This window comes from Cupriavidus necator, from assembly GCF_013141915.1.
Lineage (GTDB): Bacteria > Pseudomonadota > Gammaproteobacteria > Burkholderiales > Burkholderiaceae > Cupriavidus > Cupriavidus necator_B.
Genome location: NZ_SROX01000005.1, coordinates 59,806 through 79,402, shown reverse-complemented (window position 1 = coordinate 79,402; position 19,597 = coordinate 59,806). Strand labels below are relative to the sequence as shown.

Sequence of the window (19,597 nt, the reverse complement as noted above, 5' to 3'; positions counted from 1 at the left end):
GAAACCGAGGTTTGAAGTCTCGTGGAACGAAGCGCGCCCGAGATGCCATGCGCATCCATACTAGGCGACGTCAGAATATTTTTACAGCACAGGGTCGTGCCGGCAGGGGCGGCGCAGTGCAAGGCCCGGCCTCGAAACAGGCAATTAGACGGCATTTAATTCTGACCTGCGTCGCCGTGCTTGTGGCGCACGGCCCGGGCCAGCCGCTACGTGATCGGCTGCGTTGCATCGAAGTCGCGACGGAATGCGCTCGATGTGGTGGCCAGCGGGCCTCCGGCGCCGGGCTTGTTGTCGACAATGATCGGCTGGCCCATGCGCAGGCTCATCACCTCCGCCAGCGAGCGCGCGATGCTATCCATCGCGCCGCCTGGCGGGGGCGGCACGACAAAAGTGATCGGCTTGGCCGGATATGTGTCCGCCCGGGCCAACAGGCTAAAGGCCATGGCGGCGGTGCCGGCGAGCAGTTTCCAATTCATTCACATCCACGACCAGTTCAAGTATGGTGTTCCGGGTTCCGTTGTTGTCCGGGCCACGCCACCTGCTTCCAGTAGGCATCCTTCAGCCGCAGCTTGCCGTCGGCCACGCGGAACAGGTCCAATCCATGCGCATCAACGGGCCGGCCATCGTCCGCCGTGCCCCGCACGCGGTATTGCAGGAGCACGACGTCGCCAAGGATCTCCATCCGGCTGTCCGAGAACGTGACTGCGCTGCTGCCGGGCGCGAAGCGCTCGCGCAGGTAGCGGCGCACCGCTTCCTTGCCATGTAGCACATCGCCTTGCGGGTCGCCGGTTCCGGTGGGCAGGCGCCACGTGAAGTCTTCGGCCAGGCAGGCGGCCACGCCGTCGGCATCGCCCGCACGGAATGCGCTGCCGAAAGCGGCCATCAGGGTGCGGATTTCAGCTTCGGTCATGGTTGTCTTCTTGGAGGGTGAGGGGTGGCATCGGCCATGGACAGATCGCCTCGAACGCCCGCGCCGCACGCAACACGCGTGCGTCGGCATGTTTGGGGCCGATGATCTGCAGGCCCACTGGCAGACCCGCACGCGTAAAGCCGCATGGGACGCTGGCGGCCGGCTGGCCGGTCAGGTTGAACGGCAGGCAATGGGGGGCGGACCACGAAGCGCCCACCGGCGGCGACACGCCTGCAAGCGTGGGCGTCACCAGCAGGTCATACCGCTGATGGAAGCGCTGCATGGCAGCGCCGAGTTCGCTGCGCCGCCCGGTAGCGTCGAGATAGGCCACGGCATCCAGTTCGCGGCCGCGCGCTGCGGCTTGCTGCAGCAGCGGGTCCAGCAGCGCGATGCGCTCAGCCGGCATGTCGCGCAGCAGGCGCGCGACACCGGCGTCCCACAACACGCGAAATACCGGAGCTGGGTTGTCGAAGCCGGGCTCCGTCTCTTCCACGACAGCACCGAGCGCGGCGAGCCGCTGCACGGCCGCATCGCACCAGGCGCCCACTTCAGGATCGACCGCCAGGTAGCCCAGCGTGCGGCTGTAGGCCACGCGCATGCCGGCGATGCCTGCATCGAGACCCTGGCGCCAATCCCGCACCTCATGCGGCAAGGCGTGCCAGTCGCGGCTGTCCGGGCCGCTGATCACATTGAACAGCAGCGCCGCATCGGCGACCGAGCGCGCCATCGGGCCAATGTGGAACAGCGTGCCCGAGTGTGCCGGCGGGTAGCACGGCACACGCCCGGTGCCGGGCTTGAAGCCGAACACGCCGCAAGCGGCCGACGGGGCACGGATCGAACCGCCGCCGTCGGTGGCCACATGCAGCGGCCCAAAGCCCAGCGCGGTGGCGGCAGCTGCGCCGCCGCTGCTGCCGCCCGGCGTGTGTGCCGGGTTCCACGGATTGCGCGTGACGCCAGCCAGCGCGCTCTCGGTGGTGCCCTTGGTGCCGAACTCGGACGTATTGGTCTTGCCCACTAGCACGGCGCCATGCTCGCGCAGCCTGGCAGCGGCCGGGCAATCATCGGGCTGGGGCGCGTCGCCGGTGACGAGGCTGCCCATGCGCGTGGGCCAGCCACGCACGTGCAGCAGGTCCTTGAAGGAAACGGGCACGCCGTCGAGCTGGCCCAGGGGCTCGCCGCGCAGCCAGCGCCGCTCCGACGCACGGGCCTGCTCGCGCGCGCCATCGGCATCGACGAAGCGAAAGGCGTTGCAGACCGGATCGTATCGCCGCACGCGATCGAGGATGGCGTCGAGCGCCTCGACGGGCGACAGCTCGCGGCGGGCATAATGCGCCAGCAAGGCGGTGGCGGACAGCTCGGCGGGATTCGACATGGTATCGGCCTTCATCGGATGGCGTACCAGCCCGCCACGGCCAGCAGGCCGAGCGAAGCACCGGCACGCAACGCCCGCGCGGGCAGCCGCGGGGCCAGGAAGCTCCCCAGCAGGGCGCCGCCAGTCACCAGCGCGCCTGTGCGCAAGCCCAGGGCGAGCGGGAGATCGCCGGACAACCAGTGCGCGGCCGTTGCAGCAAGTGCGACCGGAAGCTGGACCGCCAGCGCCGCGGCCAGCGCGGGACCGGTCGCCGTGCGCAACAGCAGCAGCAGCGGCAACAACAGCACCGGGCCACCGGTGCCGGACAACGCAGAGCCAATCCCCACGGCGAAGCCAAGCACCGCCAGCGTCGCGGTGCCCGGCAACGGACGTTCGCCCTGGGTGGTAGCCACCGATGCCAGGCCGTACAGTCCGGATGCCGCCGCCAGCCCCGCCAGCCACAACTGCGCGCCGGCGGCCGGCACCACGTGCACCAGCAGCGCCCCGCACCCGGCGCCCGGCAGCGCCGCGGCATGCAAGGCCCAAGGCGTAGCCCCGCCGTGGCCCCGCGAGAGGCGCCAGCCGAGCAGTCCCGCGGGCAGGAAGGCGAGACTCGACGCGGCCACCGCTTGCGCGAGCGGCACGCCGGCCACGCCCGACAGCACCGGCACCACCAGCACGCCGCCAATCGACGTCGCGCCGATGGCTACGCCCGCCACCGCGATCAACACCTCAGCGCTCCATGTCATTCGATCTTCGCGCCCGACAGGCGCACCAGCCGCTCCGTAACGGGCAGGGTCGCGTCAAAGTCGCGCCGGAACGCAGCGGAAGTCGTGCCCAGCACAGACAGGCCGTAGACCTGGAAGCGCGCCTTCATCTCGGTGGTCTGCACCGCCGCGCGCGCTTCCTGTTCGAGCCGATTCATGACGGCCGGGGGCAGATTGGCCGGGCCAATCAGGGCAGCCCAGCCAACCGGGCGGTACTCCGGCTCGGGGAAGCCCGACTCGCTCATGGTCGGCACATTCGGCAGCTCGGACAATGGGCGGTCACCCATTACCGCCAGTGCGCGCAGGCGCCCGCTCTGCAGGTACGGCGCCATCACGCCGACGCTTCCCATCGCCCAGTCAATCTGCCCGCCGATCAGGTCCTGCACCATCGGCGACTCCCCCTTGTAAGGCGCATGCGTCATCTCAAGCTTGTTGGCCTGGCTCAGGTATGCACCCATCAGGTGCCCCGCCGAGCCCACGCCGTAGGAGCCATAGGTCACGGTGCCCTTGCGCTGCTGCGCCCAGGCGATGAACTCCTTCACGGTCTTCACAGGTACCTTCTGCGGATTGACGGCAAGCACCAGTTGCCCCGTACAGATCTGCGAGATAAGGCTCAGGTCGCGCTTCACGTCATATGGCACCTTCGCGTACAGATAGGGCGCGGTCAGGATGGGCGCCGAAGGCGTGACGAGCAAGGTGTAGCCGTCAGGCACCGCACGTGCGACAAATTGCGCGCCGATCATGCCGCCCGCGCCGGGCCTGTTGTCGACGAGGATGGGCTGGCCCATGCGCCGGCTCATCACCTCCGCCAGCGTGCGGGCGATGGCATCCGTCGCGCCGCCCGGCGGGGCGGGGACGACAAAGGTAATTGGCTTGGCGGGATAGCCTTCGGCGCGCGCCAGCAGGCTGAACGCCATCGCCGCGATGCCGATGAGCAGTTTCCGGTTCATGTGCGGGTCTCTCCGGGTCGATGGCTCAGAAGGGCCGGTCGCCGATGATCGTGGCGCGCATCATGCGGCGCACGGCGGGAAAATAGTCCTGGATGGCGTAGTGCTGCGTGGAACGGTTGTCCCAGAACGCAATCGTGTTGGGACGCCAGCGCAGGCGCATCTGGTATTCGAGGATGGCGGGCTGGCGCAGCAGGTATTCCATCAGGTCCTGCTTCTCCGACTGGCCTTCGAAGGCGCCGCGCACCGCATTGCGCGAGCGGAAGTTGGCGAAGTGCGTGACGAAGGCGCCGTTCACGTAGAGGATTTTCTCCCCGCTCTCTGGATGGGTGCGCACCACCGGATGAACAGACGCGGGGAACTGTTTGCGCTGCTCCGGCGTCATCTTGTCGCCGAAGGCCGGCAGGATGTCGTGTACAGCGAGCAGGCCTTCGATCTGCTGCTTGCGCGACGCCGGCAACTTCTCGTAGGCAAGCGCCATGTTGACCCAGACGGTATCGCCGCCGATCTCCGGGCATTGCACGCAGCGCAGCATCGACGCCATCGACGGAATCTCGCGCCACGAGACGTCGCTGTGATAGCCGTTCTCCATGGCCGGCTTCTTGTCGTCGCCGCCCAGCAGCACCAGTTCCGGGAACTCGTCATGGTGTGGGAAGGTAGGATGCACCTCCAGTTCGCCAAAGCGCCGCGCCAGCCTGACATGCTGCGCCGGTGTGATGTCCTGGTCGCGAAACACCAGCACCTTGTGCTCGACCAGCGCGCGCCGCAGCGCGGCGATGATGTCGTCATCGAGTTCCGCGGCGAGGTCGATATTCCCGACTTCCGCACCCAGCGCCGGGGAAATCCGGCTCAGCACGAACGACGACTGCAAAGCACTGCGCCGCACGACGGCCGGGGCAGCAACGGTTGAATGCGGCGGTTGGGCGATATCCATGTCTTGCCTCCAATTTGTATTCGCGAGTATATTTTTGGCATGTGGACGGCCCGGACGCAACCAGCGAAGCGGGTGGCTAGGGAAAACCATGTCGGAACTTATGTCGCAGGGCACGCTTGCCGCACTGGATGGCCAGCAAGGCTTCAACCCTCCCCGGTACGGCCGTGCCGGCCGCACCACCGAGGCGCTGCTCGAGGCGGGGCGGCAGTTACTGCGCGAGCGCACCCTCGACAGCCTCACCAATCAGGAGATATGCGCCGCCGCGCATGTGACGACAGGAGCGTTCTACGGGCGCTTCAAGAGCAAGCAGGCCTTTTTCCGCGCACTGCAGGCGGTAACGGCCGAGGACACCGACCGCAGCATGACGGCCTGCCTTGCGGCGCTGGTACAAGGCAATGCGGACCTGCAGGCGGCAGTGCACGCGCTGCTGTCGGAACTTCGCCGCGTCACGCTGCGCAACCTGGGAGTCTTGCGCGCGACCATCCTCGAGGCCAACGGCAATGCCTGGCAGGGCTTCAAGCAGCGACGTGCCGCCTTTATCGAGCGCGCCGTGCCGGTACTGGCCGCGCGCCACCAGGACGGCGATGCGGAATGGCTGTACCGCCGTATCCGTATCGCCTTCCAGTTCGCGATCGGCAGCATCATCAATGCGGTGCTGAACGACCCGGGACCCCTGCGGCTGTCGAGCCGCGAGTTCGACATGGAGCTGACGCGGGCGTTTTGCGCCTATGTGGCCGCGCCGTGAGACGGCGCGCCAGGGTCGCCGGATCCAGGCAGATGCCGGCGACGCGCGCGCTCAACGGGTGCCGCGCACTGTCCGGGGGGCAACCGCTCAGGCGTTCGCCGCCAAGGCGGCATCCGGCGGACGCCGGAAGCTGATGGCGAGCCGGTTGAAGGCGTTCATCAGGCCGATGGCCATGGTCAGGTCAGCGAGTTCCTTTTCGCCGAACACCGCCGCGACACGCTGGAATTCTTCGTCCGGCACGTGGGTGTCCGCGACGCGGGTGACCGTCTCCGCCCATGCCAGTGCCGCCTTTTCGCGCTCGCTGAACAACGTGCCGGCTTCATGCCAGGCTTGCACGAGCGCCAGCTTTGCCGGCGTAACGCCATGCCTGATCAGGTCACGGGTATGCATGTCGAGGCAATAGGCGCAGCCGTTGATCTGGCTGACGCGCAGATAGACCAGCTCGACCAGCACATCGTCCAGGCCTGACTGCATGACATAGCCATAGACAGACCCGAATGCCTTCATGCCGCCCGGCGCTGCCTTGGTGTAGTCCAGCCTCATTTCAATCTCCTTGGTTGTCGTGGGTAGTCAGTGCCGTGTCGTTCGTATCGACCACGAACACGGCCAGCAGTTTGGCCGGCTTGCGTCGGTCCGCATTACGGCTCACGCGATGGCGCGATCCCGGTTCCTCGAAAAAGGCTTCGCCGGCCTGGTAGACGCGCTCCGGTTCGTCGTTCACCTTGCTGGCGATGCTGCCCGAGACGACATAGGCATAGATGAACGCCGACCTGGCGTGGGTATGCGGCAACGACGCACCGCCGGGCGGATAAACGACTTCCACCGCGATCAGCGATTTGCCCGGGATGTTGGTAATGGCGTGCGAGAAGTTCGGCTTGACGATATCGCCGGCGCCGGCCCCTGGCGCGCCATGCGCGGCGGCGGACCCGGCGATGGCCATGCCGGCAGCGGCCATCATTGAAAGAAATGCGTGTCGAGGTGTCATGGGTATAGAAGGCAGGGAGTGCTACAGCGCGCCGCCAGCATGGCTTGCAAACGGCGCTGGAAAACAGCGCGGGAGAACGGCCCGGCCGCCGCGCATCACGCCGCTTCGGCCTGGCCGGCGGCTGTGGCGCGACCATGCAGGGCCGGCCGCGCGATGCGGCGATGCGCGGCCGCGGTGAAGACAAACGCCAGCGCAATCATCGCTGCCGCGAACAGGCTCAGATACTGCCCGCCGGTCGATCGGAGCACGATGCCGCCAAGCACGCCCGAGCCGGCAAGCCCAAGATAGGTGGCCGTATTGTTCAGCGCGAGCAGCAGTGGCGCTACCTGCGGCGACAGTTGCACCAGCCGGTGCTGTTGCGGCACGATGAGCCCCCATCCGCAGAGGCCCCAGATGACCAGCGCGATGACAGCGCTGGCCGGATGCCCAGCGGTCCACGGCAGCGCACAGAAGTTGAGGATGGCGATCCACAGCATCGCATTGACGATATGGCGGCTGTCGAAGCGGTCCACCAGGCGGCCGGCGACCAGGTTACCGACCGTGGCGGCGACGCCCCACAGCAGGAACAACCCCGCGAGCATGCGTTCGTCGCCGTGCGTCAGCGGTTCCAGCACCACGCCGGCATACGTATAGACCATCAGGAAGCCGCCGAACGCGAACAGCGACGTCAGCAAGGTCAGCGCGACGCGCAAGTCGCGCATGGGAGCGAGACGCTCGCGCAGCCTGACCGCCGCGGGCAGCGGAACCGACGGCAGCAGGGTCCAGACGCCGATCATCGCCGCGACCCCGAGCGCCGTGACGAACCACAGCGTCGACCGCCAGCCGCCGAATCCGCCGATCAGCGTGCCGAGCGGCGACCCCAGCGCGGTGGCGCCCGTGAGCCCAGCGGTTACCGTAGCCAGTGCACGGCCGCGTTTTTCGGGCGAGGCAAGCGCCGCGGCAACGCCCAGCGCAGTGGGCGAGAACAGCGCGGCGCCAAACCCGGCCAGGGCCCGGCTCATCAGCACCCAATGCACGTCGGTCGCGAGCGCGCTGACGGCGTTGCCGACGACGAAGATGCCCAGCGCCGAAACCAGCAGCAGCTTGCGCGGCAAGCCGCCCGCCACCGCTGCCATCACGGGCGCCGCCACCGCATAGGTCAACGCGTAGCAGGTCACCATCAGGCCGGCCACGCTGACCGATGTATGCAGCGACGCCGCGACGCTGGGCAGGATACCGGCGACGACAAAGTTGTCGGTGCCCATTGCAAACATGCCCAGCGCCAGGATCAGTAGTCGACGGTCCATACGAAAGCTCTTGCGGAATGCGGTTGAGGTTGGGCCTCGGAAGCGGCGCATACGCCGCGGTGTTACGGCGCAGTCACCGTTTTGGCCCGCTCCGGTGGTTACCTGCGAGCAATCATAGCCAGCGTTGACCGCGTCTCAAATGTCATATATACCGTCAATTCAGGACATGACTCAGGAACTGACTCAGGACACCGCATGCACACCATCGGCTTCGTCATATTCCCCAACTTCTATGTGATGGGCCTGGCGGCGATCACCGCGTTCGAACTGGCCAACGTCGTGCTCGAAGAGCGCGCCTACGACGTGACGGTGCTTTCCGAGCAGGGGGGGCTGGTGATGTCGTCGGCGGGCATCCGCGTCGAGTCGCAGCCGTTCGGCAAAGCCGCGTTCGACACCGTCATGTTCGGCTCCGGCGTGGAAATCGACGTGGTTTCCGCAGCGCTGACCGGGTTCGTCAGGCGCGCGCTGAAGACCTCGCGGCGGATTGCCGCGCCCTGCACCGGCGCCTTCATCCTGGCGCACGCGGGCGTGCTGGACGGCCGGCGCGCGACCACGCACTGGCGCTTCGCGCACGACTTGCAGCGACACTTCCCCAAGGTCGTCGTCGAGGAAGACCAGATCTTCATCGTCGACGGCCCGATCTGGACCTCCGCCGGCATGACCGCCACCATCGACATGGCGCTGGCCATGATCGAGAAGGACCACGGCCAGGAGGTCTCGCGCGCGGTCGCGCGCAAGCTGGTGATCTACCATCGGCGCGCCGGTGGCCAGTCGCAGTTCTCGACCTTGCTTGACCTCGAGCCGAAGTCCGACCGGATCCAGAAGGCCATCGACTATGCCAACGCCAATTTGCGCAACGCGCTGACTGTCGACGAACTGGCCGATGTCGCCGGGCTGAGCCCGCGCCAGTTCAGCCGCGCCTTCAGCGCCGAGACCGGCCAATCGCCTGCCAAGGCGATCGAGCATCTGCGCGTGGAGGCCGCCAGGCTGTTGCTGGAAAAAGGCCGCCTGTCGCTGGACGTGATCGCGGACGAGGTGGGTTTCTCGGACCGCGAGCGGATGCGGCGCGCCTTCCTGCGTACCACCGGGCAGCCGCCCCAGGCGGTGCGCCGCCTGAGCAGGGAAACGCGCGGGCCGGTCGCTGCCTGAAAACAGCAGCCCATGCGATCATAGCCAGGCCCCAGGCCAGCCTCGCCCCGCCATGCCGACCCGCTCCCCACGCTCGTCCCCGGTACAACGCGCGCTCGCCATCCTGCGTGCGCTTTCCGATCCGCAGGTGCGGCACCTGTCCGATGTCGCGCGCGCCACCGGGCTCGACCCGGCGACGACGTCGCGGCTGCTGGACATGCTGGTCGCCGAAGGATTTGCCACACGCGATGCCCGGCGGCGCTTTGGCATCGGCGCCGAGGTGTTCCAGCTTGCCGACGTGGCGCAGCGCCGCGTCGACTTGCGCGCGCTGGCCCGGCACAGCCTGGAGCGGCTGGTCGAGGAGTTCGAAGACACCGCCGTGCTGACCGAAGCCAGCCGCGGCGAAGCGGTCTGCACGCAGATCGAGCTGGGGACCTTTGCCATCCGCGCCAACTATGTCGAGGTCGGCACGCGCCGGCCGCTCGGCGTGGGCGCGGGCAGCATGGCGGTGCTGGCGTGGTTGCCCGCGGCCGAGCGGGCCCGGCGACTGCAGCAGACTTCGCGCAAGCTGGCGGCGTATCCGCGCCTGAGCCCGGAACTGATCGCCAAAGAGGCCGAGGCCGCGCGCGGGCGCGGCCACGTGATGTTCCTGGACTGGGTGGTCGAGCAGATGGGCGGCATCGCGGTGCCGATACTGGACTACGAAGGCCAGCCGCTCGGCGCGCTCAGCATTGCCGCGCTGAGCGAGCGGCTGCGCACGCGCGAAGCGCGTCTGGCCAGGCGCCTGAAGGACGAGGCGCGCCGCATCAGCAGCGCCTGGACCCGGCGCGCGGGGCCGCGCTAGCGCGCCACCGTGTCAGTGCGCCACCGCTTCAGGCCGGCGGCCCGCGCAGCAGGCCGGCGAGCGCATCGGGGATTTCCAGTTCGAAGCGCAGCACCACGCTCGCCAATGCCTTGCCGTAATTGTCGAGCGCCAGGCTGCGCGATACGCCGCCACCGAGCGCGCCGTGCGCGACAAAATTCAGCACCTGCAGGCCATCGACGGCATGGCGCTCGACCTCGCCGGTGATCACGTCCCCGTAGATGGCCTTGAAGGCCTGCGCGGTGAGCTGATCCTTCAGGTAAGGGTAGAACGCCGGGTCATAGGCAATCACCGCCGTGTTGGAAATATTGCCCTTGTCGCCCGACCGGGTATGCGCAACGCGCCGCAATGCAACCATCATGGCTGGCCTCAGATAAAGTGAATGCAGGACTCGACCTGCTCGCGCGGCACCAGTGCCGACCACACGCCGATGATCTCGCGGGTGCGGTCCTGGTGCGGCACGCGCTTGCCGGTCGACGCCAGGCCGCACACCGCCATGCTGTCGATCTCGCGGCCGACCTTGGCGGCCTCTTCGCGCGTGCGGGTGCGGGCGGCCACGCGCACGGCGATCTCGTTCGGCTCGCACGGCGGCACCGGCGACGCCGCGCCATGGATCGCGTTGACGCCGAGAAAGTCAATGCGCAATTCGTCCGCCTGCAGCTTCGCCAGCGCAAAGCGCTGCTCCAGGATGACGCGCGCCAGCTCCGCCTTGGCCAGGCAGCCTGGTCCGGCATAGAAGAACATGTCCTCGCCGATAAAGCCCTCGGTACAGCCCAGCGACACCTTCAGCGTGCCGGTGCGTGGCGCGCCGCGCACGCCGCTGATGCGCACCTGGTCCGGGCCAGCCTGCTCGAGCACGGCCGTGGTGAAGTCCACCACCACGTCCGGCGTGATATAGCGGGCGGGGTCGTGCACCTCATAGAACATCTGTTCCTTGATGGTCTGCAGGTCGATGCGGCCGCCGCTGCCGTCAACCTTGCCGATGACGGCGTTGCCCTGCGCATCGACTTCCGCAATGGGAAACGCGAGGTTCCACGGCTCGGGCACATCCTTGTAGCCCGGGTCGCCGAAGTATCCGCCGGTTGCCTGCGCGCCGCATTCCAGCAGGTGGCCGATGGCGCTGCCGCGCGCCAGCAGGTCCACGTCGTGCGCATAGTCCCAGCCAAAGGCATGGATCATCGGCGCCAGGAACAGCGACGGGTCGGCCACGCGCCCGGTCACCACGATCTGCGCGCCCTGCTCCAGGGCCCTGACGATGGGGAGCGCGCCCGCGTAGGGCTCGGCCGAGATCAGCGTGCCGCGCAGCGAAGCCACCGGCGCCCCGCTCTCCATCAGCGCCAGGTCCTGGTCGCAGATCGTCGCGGTCAGGTCGGTGGTGGTGATGGCGGCGATGCGCGGCACCGGCAGCCCCAGTTCTTGGCAGAGTTCGGCGATGCGGCGCGCCGCGCCGAGCGGATGGATCCAGCCCTGATTACTGATGATGCGCGTGCCGTTGGCCAGGCAATGCGGCAACACCGCGCGCATGCGTTCGTCGAGATAGGTGTCATAGCCGGCAAAGGCGGGATCACGGCGCTTGCGCACCTGGGCCGCCGACACCGTCGCCTCGGCCATGGTCTCGAAACAGAGATAGTCGAGCCGGCCCAGGCGCGCACTGAGCGCGGCCGGCTCGACGCGGTCGCCCCACCAGCCTGAGCCGGAGCCGACGCGCAGCGTTGTCTTGGTCATGGGAAAGTCCGTGTGGAATGGCGCCTTACTGGGCCTGGATGCCAGCCTGGCGGATCACGCGCGACCACTTGTCGTGGTCCGCGCGGAGGATCGCTGCGAATGCCGCCGGCGTGTCGCCGCCCGGCACCGCGCCGAGATGTTCGATGCGCTGGCGCACCGCCGGTTCGGCCAGCACCCCGGCCGCCGCCTTCTGCAACCGCGCGACGCGGTCCGGCGGCGTGCCGGCCGGTGCCAGCAGGCCGAACCAGGAATTGACCACATAGCCGGGCAGGCCGGATTCCTGCACCGTCGGCACGTTGGGCAAGACCGCGGAGCGCTGCGGGCTGGTCACGGCCAGGGCCTTGACCTTGCCGGCCTGGATCTGCGCCAGCGCCGAAGGCAGGTTGTCGAACATCAGCTCGACCTGTCCGGCCAGCAAGTCTGTCATCGCGGGCGCCGCGCCCTTGTACGGCACGTGCTGCATGCTGACACCCGCCATGCTGGCGAACAGTTCGCCCGACAGGTGCGGCGAGCCGCCGGTGCTGGTGGACGCGTAGTTGATGCGCCCCGGCTCCTTCTTCGCCAGCGCAATCACGTCCGCCACCGATCGCACCGGCTGCGCGGCATGGGTCAGCAGCACATTGGGCGAGTTGGCCACCAGTGTCACCGGCGCGAAGTCCTTCGCCGCGTCATAGGGCATCCGCGCGTAGAGGTACTGGTTGGTAACCTGCGTGCCCAGCGTGCCCATCAGCAGCGTATAGCCGTCCGGCGCGGCGCGCGCCACCGCTTCTGCGCCGACGTTGCCGCCCGCGCCGGGACGGTTTTCCACCACGACACTCTGTCCGAGCACTTCGCCCAGCCGGGCGCCGACCACACGCGCCAGGATATCGGTGGTGCCGCCGGGCGTGAACGGCACCACCAGCCGGATCGGCCGCGCCGGATAGTCGGCGGCGCTCGCCGCCTGCGCCGATGGCAGACAACCCACGGCAACCACAAGCGCCAGCCGGCGCAGGTCCCTGATTCGCATCGCTGTCTCCTCGCCCTGCGCCGGCAGCGCCGGCACAGTTTCGCCTGATGAAGGTCTTGTGCGAGCGATGTTAGGCAGCGGGCGGAAACACCGTCAAACTTTGGCCGCGAATTTTCACTGAATGAAAATGTGGGGGCCCGCGCCGGGCCGACCCGCACGCAGGTGACGGACGCGCCGCAGCAAGCAGGCACCCATTTTTCTTTGCTCGCCGCCGAAAAGTTTCACTTCCGCTGGAAAACGCAAGCTGCAACCATGCACCCAATCCTGTCCCGCCCGCATGGACGGTGAGCGCGCGCGGGTGGCATTACCGTTTCCCCATGACGCGAGCGACGGATGACCATGGTGTTCTTGCTGATGCGCCGGCTTGCCGCGCTGGCCATGCTGCCGTGGCTGGTGATCGGCCCGGTCCTGGCCGCGCCGGAGCCCGCCGCCGAAGCGGAGGCCGCGCCGGTCGAACTCCGCCTGATGAACCGCCCGATCCTGGTGCTACGCGCAACGCTTGCGGGCGTTACGCCTGAAGCGCGCGCCCGGCGCGCGCGTGACCGCTTCGAGGCACTGACGCCGTCCGACCTGCGGCAGCCCATCAGGACCAGCGCCGGCGAACTCGCCGGCCAGCACGGCGAGGCCATCTATGTCGGCGAGCGGTTGCTGATGGCAGTGGTGGAAGGCGACCGGGATCCCGAGGACAAGGCCCCGCTCGAAGCGCTGATCAGGCAGACGGTCGACAGCGTAGGCCAGGCCGTGGCCGCGCGCCGCCAGCAGCAGCACTGGCCCACGCTGGTCCGTGGCGCCTTGCGCGCGGGCGGCACGCTGGCCGTGGTGGTATTGCTGGGGTGGGCGTTGACGAAGACCCGGCGGCTGCTCAGGCGCGTGGTGGATGCCTCGCTGCAACGGCACCTGAAGGCGCGCACCGCCGACGGCTTCGACTGGACCGCCGCGCTCTACCAGCTGACGGACCGCATCGTCCGTATCGTGGCGGTCGCGCTGTTCGCACTGGTCGCCTTTGTCTGGCTGGAATTTGCGCTGCTGCAGTTTCCGCTGACGCACCCGCTGGGCGAGCGCATGGGCGCCTACCTGTGGCGGCTGCTCGAAGAGGTCGGCGCCGCCATGGTCGGCGCCCTCCCGGGCTTGCTGGTGGTCGCCATCATCGTGTTCATCACGCGCGGCGTGCAGGCCGTGGTGTCGAGCGTGTTCGCCGCCACCGAGCGCGGCAACCTCACCGTGCCGGGCCTGCATCCGGAGACGGTGCCGGCGACGCGCCGGCTGGCCACGGTGCTGGTGTGGGCGCTTGGCTTCACCTTCGCCTACCCGTACATCCCCGGCTCGCAGAGCGACGTGTTCAAGGGAGTCTCGGTGCTGCTCGGCTTCATGCTGACGCTGGGCTCGGCCAATGTCGTGAACCAGCTGATGAGCGGCATGGTGCTGGTGTATGCGCGCGCGCTGCGCGTGGGCGACATGGTCAGCATCGGCGATACGGTGGGATGGGTCGAGAGCCTCGGTCCGCTGTCCGTCCGGCTGGTCAACCTGCGGCAGGAACAGATCACGCTGCCGAACGCCGTGGTGGTCGGCAGCGCCGTCCACAACTATTCGCGCTCCGGCGACATCAACGGCGGCAGCGCGGCGCTGCTCTCGTCGGCGGTGACGATCGGCTATGACACGCCCTGGCGCCAGGTGCACGCGATGCTGCTCAACGCCGCACGCGAAGTGCCCGGCCTGGATCAGGGAACAGCGCCCTTTGTCCTGCAGCGCGGGCTGTCGGACTTCTACGTCGAATACGAACTGTTCTTCGCCATCGAAGACCCGCGCCGCCGTTTCTTCGCCCTCTCCACACTGCATGCCGCCATCCAGGACGAGTTCAACCGCCACAACGTCCAGATCATGTCGCCGCATTTCGTGCTGCAGCCGAAGGACCCGGTGTTGGTGCCCACCGAACAATGGCATGCGCCCCCGGCGCAGCAGCGCAGCGACGGCTGACGTGCGCGCGCCCCGCCGCGATCATGCATCGGTGAAGGCCATGCATGCCCCCGTGGCCCCGCTGGTCTCCTCCAGGGAGCGGACATGAATACGGCATACCGCAATGCAGAAGGTCCTGGCTCCGGCCGGGAACCCCTCGTCGACGCTTTTTCGCTGGTGCGGGACGACGCGCTGTACCGGATGCAACGGCGCATCGGGCTGATTCCCGCGGAGAGCCTTGGCGTGGCCAGGCGCGCGCTCTGTTACAGCATGGTGGCATGGCTGCCGCTGGTAGCCTGGGCGGTGGTACAGGGCCGCATCACCGGACAGGATGGCGAATCCCTGCTCGGCCATTACGCCATCCATGTCCGTTGCCTCATCGGCATTCCGCTGCTGATCTTCGCCGAAGCCATCGCGCATAGCGTGATCCCGCTATGCCTGCGGCAATTCGCGCGCAGCGGCCTGGTCGACGAGGCGCTGGCGCCGCGCTTTCGCGAGATCGTGGAAGGGGCCACCCGGCTGCGCGATCGCACCTACCCGTGGGTCATCATCGGCGGGCTGGTGCTGGGATGGACCATCGCGGTCTCGGTGGCGCCTGACCGCGACGAGATCGGCTGGGGCGACCTGGGCGGTGCCGCGGGCTTTGCGACATGGTGGTTCCTGCTGGTGTCGCGGCCGCTCTTCAATGTGCTGCTCCTGGCATGGCTGTGGCGGCTGCTGCTGACCACCATCGTGCTGATGCGCATTGCCCGGCTGCCGTTGCGCCTGGTGCCCACCCATCCTGACCGGGTCGGCGGCCTGTCGTTCCTGAATCGGGTCCAGTTCATTTTCGCGCCATTCTCGTTCGCGGTGTCCGCGGTGATGGCCGCGGCCTGGGCGCACGAAGTGGCGTACCACGGCGTCGCCATTCCATCGCTTTACCTGCAGATGGGCACACTGGTGTTCGTGCTGACGCTGATCACGCTGCTGCCCATGTTCGGCTTCGTGCCGCTGCTGGCCAGGACGCGCAAATGGGCCTTGCTCGACTATGGCGCGCTGTTGGCCGATCACAACCGGAAAGTCGACCGCCGCTGGATCCACGGCGAAACCGGACAGGCGGACGATCCACTGCTGGATGCGCCGGAGCTGGGGCCGGTCGCGGACACACATGCCATCTACAACGCCGTGGCCGGCATGCGCAGTTCGCTGGTCGACAAGCGCGTGCTGCTGGCTACCGCCTTGCCCGCGGCGTTGCCGATGCTGATGCTTGCGTCCTCGCAGCTGCCGCTGAAGTCGACGCTGGGCAAGTTGTTGATGACGTTGCTGTAGAGGGGGACGCGCCATCGCGGCCCGACGGTCCCCCACGCTGCGCTGCTTATCCGGCCAAGCCTGGCAGCGGCTTGCCAGCCGGCCACATCGCTTCGTCGTGGTGTCGTTCTCGCTGTCCGTCACGCTGCTCCTGCTGCGGCTGTGGCGCAGGTTTCAGCTGTCGCAGGGCCGCGAGATCGAATCGCTGCGGCATATGCCGGCGGTGCGCGCACAGAGCATGGACGCGCTGCTGCAATGCGAGGCTGAACGATTGCTCAGCGTCAGGAATTTCGCCGAGCACCTGCTGCAGATCCAGCCGAGCGCGCGTGGCGGGCTGGATCCAGACTTGCGCGATACCCTGGCGCATCGCGACGAGCCGGTGCGGCTGGCGCCCGCGCATGACGCGGCGGCGGTCTACGGCTTCAGCGCTGCGGCGCTGCGCGGCCTGGACGGCTTCGCCCGCAGCGAAGCGCGGCTTGGGGCGGACGTCGCCGTAACGCGTTCGCTCAGCCATTTGCTGAGCGCGGTGCCAGAGGGGTCCGGGATACGCCGGCGTCTTGCCTATGTTTCGCGCAACGGCGTGCTGGCCGCCTACCTTTCGATTCCGCAACAGGAGGTCGTGTCCGCCGTACAGCGCCTTGCCGCGGCCCCCTACTTCCGGGACAACGTTCCTTCCCGCAATCCCGGCCGGCGCGTGCAATGGCGCATCGCCCCGGCAACTGTCGAGCGTGACCAGGTTTCACTGTTCCTGAGCGTGGCGGTCCTCACGCAGGCTTAAAGAGCTTATAAGCCATCCTAATCAATCCAGCACGGCAATCTTGACGACAATGATGGCTTTATGACGCGAGCTGCAGTCTGGGCTCATTGGCATGACGCCATGCCCTTTGTCTTCACAAGGAGTTTCCCCATGACAAGATTCCAGGTCAATGGCCAGGCCAAGGACGTCGACGTTCCCGACGAGATGCCGCTGCTGTGGGCATTGCGCGATGAGCTCGGCCTGACCGGCACCAAGTTCGGCTGCGGCATGGCGCTGTGCGGCGCCTGCACGGTGCATGTGGACGGCACCGCGATCCGGGCCTGCGTGACGCCGGTGGCCGCTGTCGCGGGGCGATCCGTCGCGACCATTGAAGGCGTAGAACGCGACCGGGTGGGCCAGGCGGTGCAGCAAGCGTGGATCGAGCATAACGTGGCCCAATGCGGCTATTGCCAGGCCGGCCAGATCATGACCGCGGTCAGCCTGCTCAAGACCGCGCCGGCGCCGACCGACCGTCAGATCGATGAAGCCATGAGCGGCAACATCTGCCGCTGCGGCACCTATCCGCGTATTCATGCCGCGATCCGGCAGGCGGCCAAGCATCTTGCGCAGGGCGGCAAGTAAATGGCCGACATCGCTCAACTCTCGCGCCGCCAGTTCCTGCGCGGCAGCCTCGGCCTGATGACGCTGGCCGTGACCACCGGTGGCCTGGTGACCGTCGCCCGCGCCGCGGATCCCGCGCCAAAGAAATTTGGCGCCGACGGCATGCCAGGTGGCACCGTGGACGATCCGCTGGCGTTCGTCTCGATCGCGGCGGACGGTACCGTCACCATCGTGGCCCATCGCGCCGAGATGGGCACCGGCGTGCGCACCAGCCTGCCGATGGTGGTGGCCGATGAGATGGAGGCGCGCTGGGAGCGCGTCAAAGTCGTTCAGGCCGAGGCCGACGAGACCCGCTACGGCAACCAGAACGTCGACGGCTCGCGTAGCGTGCGGCATTTCCTGATGCCGATGCGGCGCGTTGGCGCGGCAGCCCGCCAGATGCTGGAAGCTGCTGCCGCCGCGCGCTGGTCGGTGCCGGTGTCCGAGGTCAGGGCCGTCAACCACGAAGTGCTGCACCAGCCCACCGGCCGCCGCCTGGGCTATGGCGAACTGGCGGCCGACGCGGCCAGGCAGCCCGTGCCCAAGGGGAATGCGCTCAGGCTCAAGCCCCGCGCCGAATTCCGCTATATCGGCAAGAACGCGGTACGGCCGGTCGACCAGCAAGCCATCGGCACCGGCCGCGCCGTCTACGGCATGGACCTGCGCCTGCCTGGCATGGTGTACGCCGTGGTGGCGCGCCCGCCGGTGGTGGGCGGCAAGCTGCGCCGCGTGGACAGCCGCAAGGCGCTGGCGCTGCCGGGGGTATTGAAGGTGGTGGAGATTCCCGCCTTCCAGGGCGCGCCGGCGTTCCAGCCGCTGGGCGGCGTGGCGGTGGTCGCGCGCAACACCTGGGCGGCCATGCAGGGCCGCGCCGCGCTGGCAATCGAATGGGACGACGGCCCTAACGGCAGCTACGATTCCGCGGCGTATCGCCGCACGCTCGAGGCGGCTGCGCGCGTGCCGGGCAAGACCATGCGCAACCAGGGCGATGCCCGGCAGGCCTGGGACCAGGCGCCGCCGGCCGCGCGCCTTGCCGCCGAGTACTACGTGCCACATCTGGCCCACGCGTCGATGGAACCGCCGGTAGCCACCGTGCGCATCCGGGGCGGCAGCGCCGAGGTCTGGACCTCGATCCAGAATCCTGTCGCCGCGCAATCCGCCGTGGCAAAGCGCCTGGAGCTGAAGCCGGGCAACGTCAGGGTCAATGTGCTGCTGCTGGGCGGCGGCTTTGGCCGCAAGTCCAAGCCCGACTTTGTCGATGAAGCCGCCATCGTTGCGCAGGCGATGCCCGAGGGCACGCCGGTCAAGCTGGTCTGGACGCGCGACGACGACATCCACCACGACTACCTGCACACCGTTTCCGTGGAGCGGCTGGAGGCGGTCATCGACAAGCAGGGGCAGGTACAGTCGTGGCTGCACCGCAGCGCCGCGCCGACCATCGCCTCGCTGTTTACCGAGGGCGCCAAAGGCCAGCAACTGTTCGAGTCGGCCATGTCGGCGATCAACATGCCCTACCGCATTGCCAACGTGCGCGTGGAAACCGCCGAAGTCCCGGCGCATGCGCGCATCGGCTGGTTCCGCTCGGTGGCCAATATCCCGCACGCGTTCGCGTCACAGTGCTTTATCGCCGAGCTGGCGCACCGCGCCGGCAAGGATCACCGGCAGTTTGCGCTCGACCTGATCGGACCGGCGCGCAAGCTCGACCCCGGCACGCTGGCCGATACCTGGAACTACACCGAATCGCCCGATCGCTATCCGTATGACACGGGCCGCCTGCGCGGAGTGATCGAGGCCGCCACCCGCGGCGCGGGCTGGGGCCGCAAACTGCCCAGGGGCCACGGGCTGGGCCTGGCGTTCTGCTACAGCTTCATGAGCTACACCGCCACCGTGGTTGAGGTGGCCGTGGATGCGAAGGGCGAGGTGCGCGTGCTGTCAGTCGACATGGCGATGGACTGCGGCCCGCAGATCCACCCCGACCGCATCCGCGCGCAGATGGAAGGCGGCGCCATCATGGGCCTGAGCCTGGCGCTGGCCAGCGAGATCACCTTCGACAAGGGCCGCGTGATGCAAAGCAACTTCCACGACTACGAAGTGCTGCGCCACCATGCGTCGCCGCGCGTGATCCGCACCCACCTGGTCAACGACAACCATGACCTGCCGCCGGGCGGCGTGGGCGAGCCGCCGGTGCCGCCGGTCGCGCCCGCGCTGTGCAATGCCATCTTCACCGCCACCGGCAAGCGCGTGCGCAGCCTGCCGGTGCGCAAGGTGGCATAGGAAGGACGCCGCGACCATGGTCGCGGCGCCTTGCCCTGAAA

At 68.1% G+C, this 19,597-nt stretch carries 20 protein-coding genes; 8 read left to right on the top strand and 12 right to left on the bottom strand.

Annotation, left to right across the window (positions count from 1 at the left end; genetic code table 11):
- Positions 1 to 206 precede the first annotated feature (206 nt).
- The 6 genes from E5S69_RS12020 to E5S69_RS11995 are packed head-to-tail and all read right to left on the bottom strand — an operon-like array spanning position 207 to position 4,909.
- On the bottom strand, positions 207 to 476 hold the full coding sequence (locus tag E5S69_RS12020) for a tripartite tricarboxylate transporter substrate-binding protein (protein WP_171514878.1): 270 nt from the start codon (positions 474 to 476) through the stop codon (positions 207 to 209).
- A gap of 17 nt (positions 477 to 493) precedes the next feature.
- Positions 494 to 910 carry a nuclear transport factor 2 family protein gene (locus tag E5S69_RS12015; RefSeq protein ID WP_171514877.1) on the bottom strand — a complete coding sequence of 139 codons (417 nt, stop codon included), beginning with the start codon at positions 908 to 910 and terminating at the stop codon, positions 494 to 496.
- On the bottom strand, positions 897 to 2,297 hold the full coding sequence (locus tag E5S69_RS12010; protein WP_216621309.1) for an amidase: 1,401 nt from the start codon (positions 2,295 to 2,297) through the stop codon (positions 897 to 899). Before E5S69_RS12010 ends, E5S69_RS12015 begins: the two co-directional genes overlap by 14 nt.
- Positions 2,294 to 3,010 carry a sulfite exporter TauE/SafE family protein gene (locus E5S69_RS12005; protein ID WP_171514876.1) on the bottom strand — a complete coding sequence of 239 codons (717 nt, stop codon included), beginning with the start codon at positions 3,008 to 3,010 and terminating at the stop codon, positions 2,294 to 2,296. The genes E5S69_RS12010 and E5S69_RS12005 overlap by 4 nt, the downstream gene beginning before the upstream one ends.
- On the bottom strand, positions 3,007 to 3,978 hold the full coding sequence (locus E5S69_RS12000; protein ID WP_171514875.1) for a Bug family tripartite tricarboxylate transporter substrate binding protein: 972 nt from the start codon (positions 3,976 to 3,978) through the stop codon (positions 3,007 to 3,009). The genes E5S69_RS12005 and E5S69_RS12000 overlap by 4 nt, the downstream gene beginning before the upstream one ends.
- 25 nt (positions 3,979 to 4,003) lie before the next feature.
- Complete coding sequence (locus tag E5S69_RS11995; RefSeq protein WP_171514874.1) at positions 4,004 to 4,909, bottom strand: TauD/TfdA dioxygenase family protein; 906 nt, start codon at positions 4,907 to 4,909, stop codon at positions 4,004 to 4,006.
- An 88-nt stretch (positions 4,910 to 4,997) separates the two neighbouring features.
- On the opposite strand from E5S69_RS11995, the gene E5S69_RS11990 reads away from it, so the two are divergent.
- Positions 4,998 to 5,654 (top strand): TetR/AcrR family transcriptional regulator, encoded by a 657-nt coding sequence (locus tag E5S69_RS11990; protein WP_171514873.1) that lies wholly within the window; start codon positions 4,998 to 5,000, stop codon positions 5,652 to 5,654.
- 87 nt (positions 5,655 to 5,741) lie between these two features.
- Here E5S69_RS11990 and E5S69_RS11985 read toward each other — a convergent pair whose 3' ends face one another.
- The 3 genes from E5S69_RS11985 to E5S69_RS11975 all read right to left on the bottom strand — a co-directional run bounded on the left by E5S69_RS11985 (position 5,742) and on the right by E5S69_RS11975 (position 7,925).
- The gene (locus tag E5S69_RS11985; RefSeq protein WP_306853225.1) at positions 5,742 to 6,203 is read right to left on the bottom strand and encodes a carboxymuconolactone decarboxylase family protein; all 462 of its coding nucleotides are present in this window, start codon (positions 6,201 to 6,203) and stop codon (positions 5,742 to 5,744) included.
- Positions 6,199 to 6,639 (bottom strand): cupin domain-containing protein, encoded by a 441-nt coding sequence (locus tag E5S69_RS11980; RefSeq protein WP_171514871.1) that lies wholly within the window; start codon positions 6,637 to 6,639, stop codon positions 6,199 to 6,201. Before E5S69_RS11980 ends, E5S69_RS11985 begins: the two co-directional genes overlap by 5 nt.
- A gap of 95 nt (positions 6,640 to 6,734) precedes the next feature.
- Entirely contained in the window at positions 6,735 to 7,925 is a 1,191-nt protein-coding gene (locus tag E5S69_RS11975) for an MFS transporter (RefSeq protein ID WP_171514870.1), read from the bottom strand.
- A gap of 195 nt (positions 7,926 to 8,120) precedes the next feature.
- Here E5S69_RS11975 and E5S69_RS11970 point away from each other — a divergent pair, with 195 nt between their 5' ends.
- Both E5S69_RS11970 and E5S69_RS11965 read left to right on the top strand, forming a co-directional pair.
- Positions 8,121 to 9,074, top strand: a complete 954-nt coding sequence (locus E5S69_RS11970) for a GlxA family transcriptional regulator (protein WP_171514869.1) — start codon at positions 8,121 to 8,123, stop codon at positions 9,072 to 9,074.
- Between the two features lie 52 nt (positions 9,075 to 9,126).
- Entirely contained in the window at positions 9,127 to 9,897 is a 771-nt protein-coding gene (locus tag E5S69_RS11965) for an IclR family transcriptional regulator (RefSeq protein WP_171514868.1), read from the top strand.
- Positions 9,898 to 9,925: 28 nt separating this feature from the next.
- Here E5S69_RS11965 and E5S69_RS11960 read toward each other — a convergent pair whose 3' ends face one another.
- The 3 genes from E5S69_RS11960 to E5S69_RS11950 are packed head-to-tail and all read right to left on the bottom strand — an operon-like array spanning position 9,926 to position 12,646.
- Positions 9,926 to 10,276 (bottom strand): AtuA-related protein, encoded by a 351-nt coding sequence (locus E5S69_RS11960; protein WP_171514867.1) that lies wholly within the window; start codon positions 10,274 to 10,276, stop codon positions 9,926 to 9,928.
- Positions 10,277 to 10,284: 8 nt separating this feature from the next.
- The gene (locus tag E5S69_RS11955) at positions 10,285 to 11,640 is read right to left on the bottom strand and encodes an acyclic terpene utilization AtuA family protein (RefSeq protein WP_171514866.1); all 1,356 of its coding nucleotides are present in this window, start codon (positions 11,638 to 11,640) and stop codon (positions 10,285 to 10,287) included.
- 25 nt (positions 11,641 to 11,665) lie between these two features.
- Positions 11,666 to 12,646 carry a Bug family tripartite tricarboxylate transporter substrate binding protein gene (locus E5S69_RS11950; RefSeq protein WP_171514865.1) on the bottom strand — a complete coding sequence of 327 codons (981 nt, stop codon included), beginning with the start codon at positions 12,644 to 12,646 and terminating at the stop codon, positions 11,666 to 11,668.
- A gap of 333 nt (positions 12,647 to 12,979) precedes the next feature.
- On the opposite strand from E5S69_RS11950, the gene E5S69_RS11945 reads away from it, so the two are divergent.
- From E5S69_RS11945 to E5S69_RS11925, 5 genes are all read left to right on the top strand, one after another.
- Complete coding sequence (locus tag E5S69_RS11945) at positions 12,980 to 14,620, top strand: mechanosensitive ion channel family protein (RefSeq protein WP_236901294.1); 1,641 nt, start codon at positions 12,980 to 12,982, stop codon at positions 14,618 to 14,620.
- Positions 14,621 to 14,704: 84 nt separating this feature from the next.
- Positions 14,705 to 15,907: a hypothetical protein gene (locus E5S69_RS11940; RefSeq protein ID WP_171514864.1), complete on the top strand. Its 1,203-nt coding sequence runs from the start codon at positions 14,705 to 14,707 to the stop codon at positions 15,905 to 15,907.
- Between the two features lie 100 nt (positions 15,908 to 16,007).
- Positions 16,008 to 16,664 (top strand): hypothetical protein, encoded by a 657-nt coding sequence (locus E5S69_RS11935; RefSeq protein WP_336510583.1) that lies wholly within the window; start codon positions 16,008 to 16,010, stop codon positions 16,662 to 16,664.
- A gap of 129 nt (positions 16,665 to 16,793) precedes the next feature.
- Positions 16,794 to 17,264: a (2Fe-2S)-binding protein gene (locus E5S69_RS11930; RefSeq protein ID WP_171514863.1), complete on the top strand. Its 471-nt coding sequence runs from the start codon at positions 16,794 to 16,796 to the stop codon at positions 17,262 to 17,264.
- Entirely contained in the window at positions 17,265 to 19,556 is a 2,292-nt protein-coding gene (locus E5S69_RS11925; RefSeq protein WP_171514862.1) for a xanthine dehydrogenase family protein molybdopterin-binding subunit, read from the top strand.
- Positions 19,557 to 19,597 lie beyond the last annotated feature (41 nt).

Coding starts and splice junctions, on each gene's coding strand:
- E5S69_RS12020 (WP_171514878.1), bottom strand. CDS start 476: ATGAATTGGAAACTGCTCGCCGGCACCGCCGCCATGGCCTTTAGCCTG.
- E5S69_RS12015 (WP_171514877.1), bottom strand. CDS start 910: ATGACCGAAGCTGAAATCCGCACCCTGATGGCCGCTTTCGGCAGCGCA.
- E5S69_RS12010 (WP_216621309.1), bottom strand. CDS start 2,297: ATGAAGGCCGATACCATGTCGAATCCCGCCGAGCTGTCCGCCACCGCC.
- E5S69_RS12005 (WP_171514876.1), bottom strand. CDS start 3,010: ATGACATGGAGCGCTGAGGTGTTGATCGCGGTGGCGGGCGTAGCCATC.
- E5S69_RS12000 (WP_171514875.1), bottom strand. CDS start 3,978: ATGAACCGGAAACTGCTCATCGGCATCGCGGCGATGGCGTTCAGCCTG.
- E5S69_RS11995 (WP_171514874.1), bottom strand. CDS start 4,909: ATGGATATCGCCCAACCGCCGCATTCAACCGTTGCTGCCCCGGCCGTC.
- E5S69_RS11990 (WP_171514873.1), top strand. CDS start 4,998: ATGTCGGAACTTATGTCGCAGGGCACGCTTGCCGCACTGGATGGCCAG.
- E5S69_RS11980 (WP_171514871.1), bottom strand. CDS start 6,639: ATGACACCTCGACACGCATTTCTTTCAATGATGGCCGCTGCCGGCATG.
- E5S69_RS11975 (WP_171514870.1), bottom strand. CDS start 7,925: ATGGACCGTCGACTACTGATCCTGGCGCTGGGCATGTTTGCAATGGGC.
- E5S69_RS11970 (WP_171514869.1), top strand. CDS start 8,121: ATGCACACCATCGGCTTCGTCATATTCCCCAACTTCTATGTGATGGGC.
- E5S69_RS11965 (WP_171514868.1), top strand. CDS start 9,127: ATGCCGACCCGCTCCCCACGCTCGTCCCCGGTACAACGCGCGCTCGCC.
- E5S69_RS11960 (WP_171514867.1), bottom strand. CDS start 10,276: ATGATGGTTGCATTGCGGCGCGTTGCGCATACCCGGTCGGGCGACAAG.
- E5S69_RS11955 (WP_171514866.1), bottom strand. CDS start 11,640: ATGACCAAGACAACGCTGCGCGTCGGCTCCGGCTCAGGCTGGTGGGGC.
- E5S69_RS11950 (WP_171514865.1), bottom strand. CDS start 12,646: ATGCGAATCAGGGACCTGCGCCGGCTGGCGCTTGTGGTTGCCGTGGGT.
- E5S69_RS11945 (WP_236901294.1), top strand. CDS start 12,980: ATGACCATGGTGTTCTTGCTGATGCGCCGGCTTGCCGCGCTGGCCATG.
- E5S69_RS11940 (WP_171514864.1), top strand. CDS start 14,705: ATGAATACGGCATACCGCAATGCAGAAGGTCCTGGCTCCGGCCGGGAA.
- E5S69_RS11930 (WP_171514863.1), top strand. CDS start 16,794: ATGACAAGATTCCAGGTCAATGGCCAGGCCAAGGACGTCGACGTTCCC.
- E5S69_RS11925 (WP_171514862.1), top strand. CDS start 17,265: ATGGCCGACATCGCTCAACTCTCGCGCCGCCAGTTCCTGCGCGGCAGC.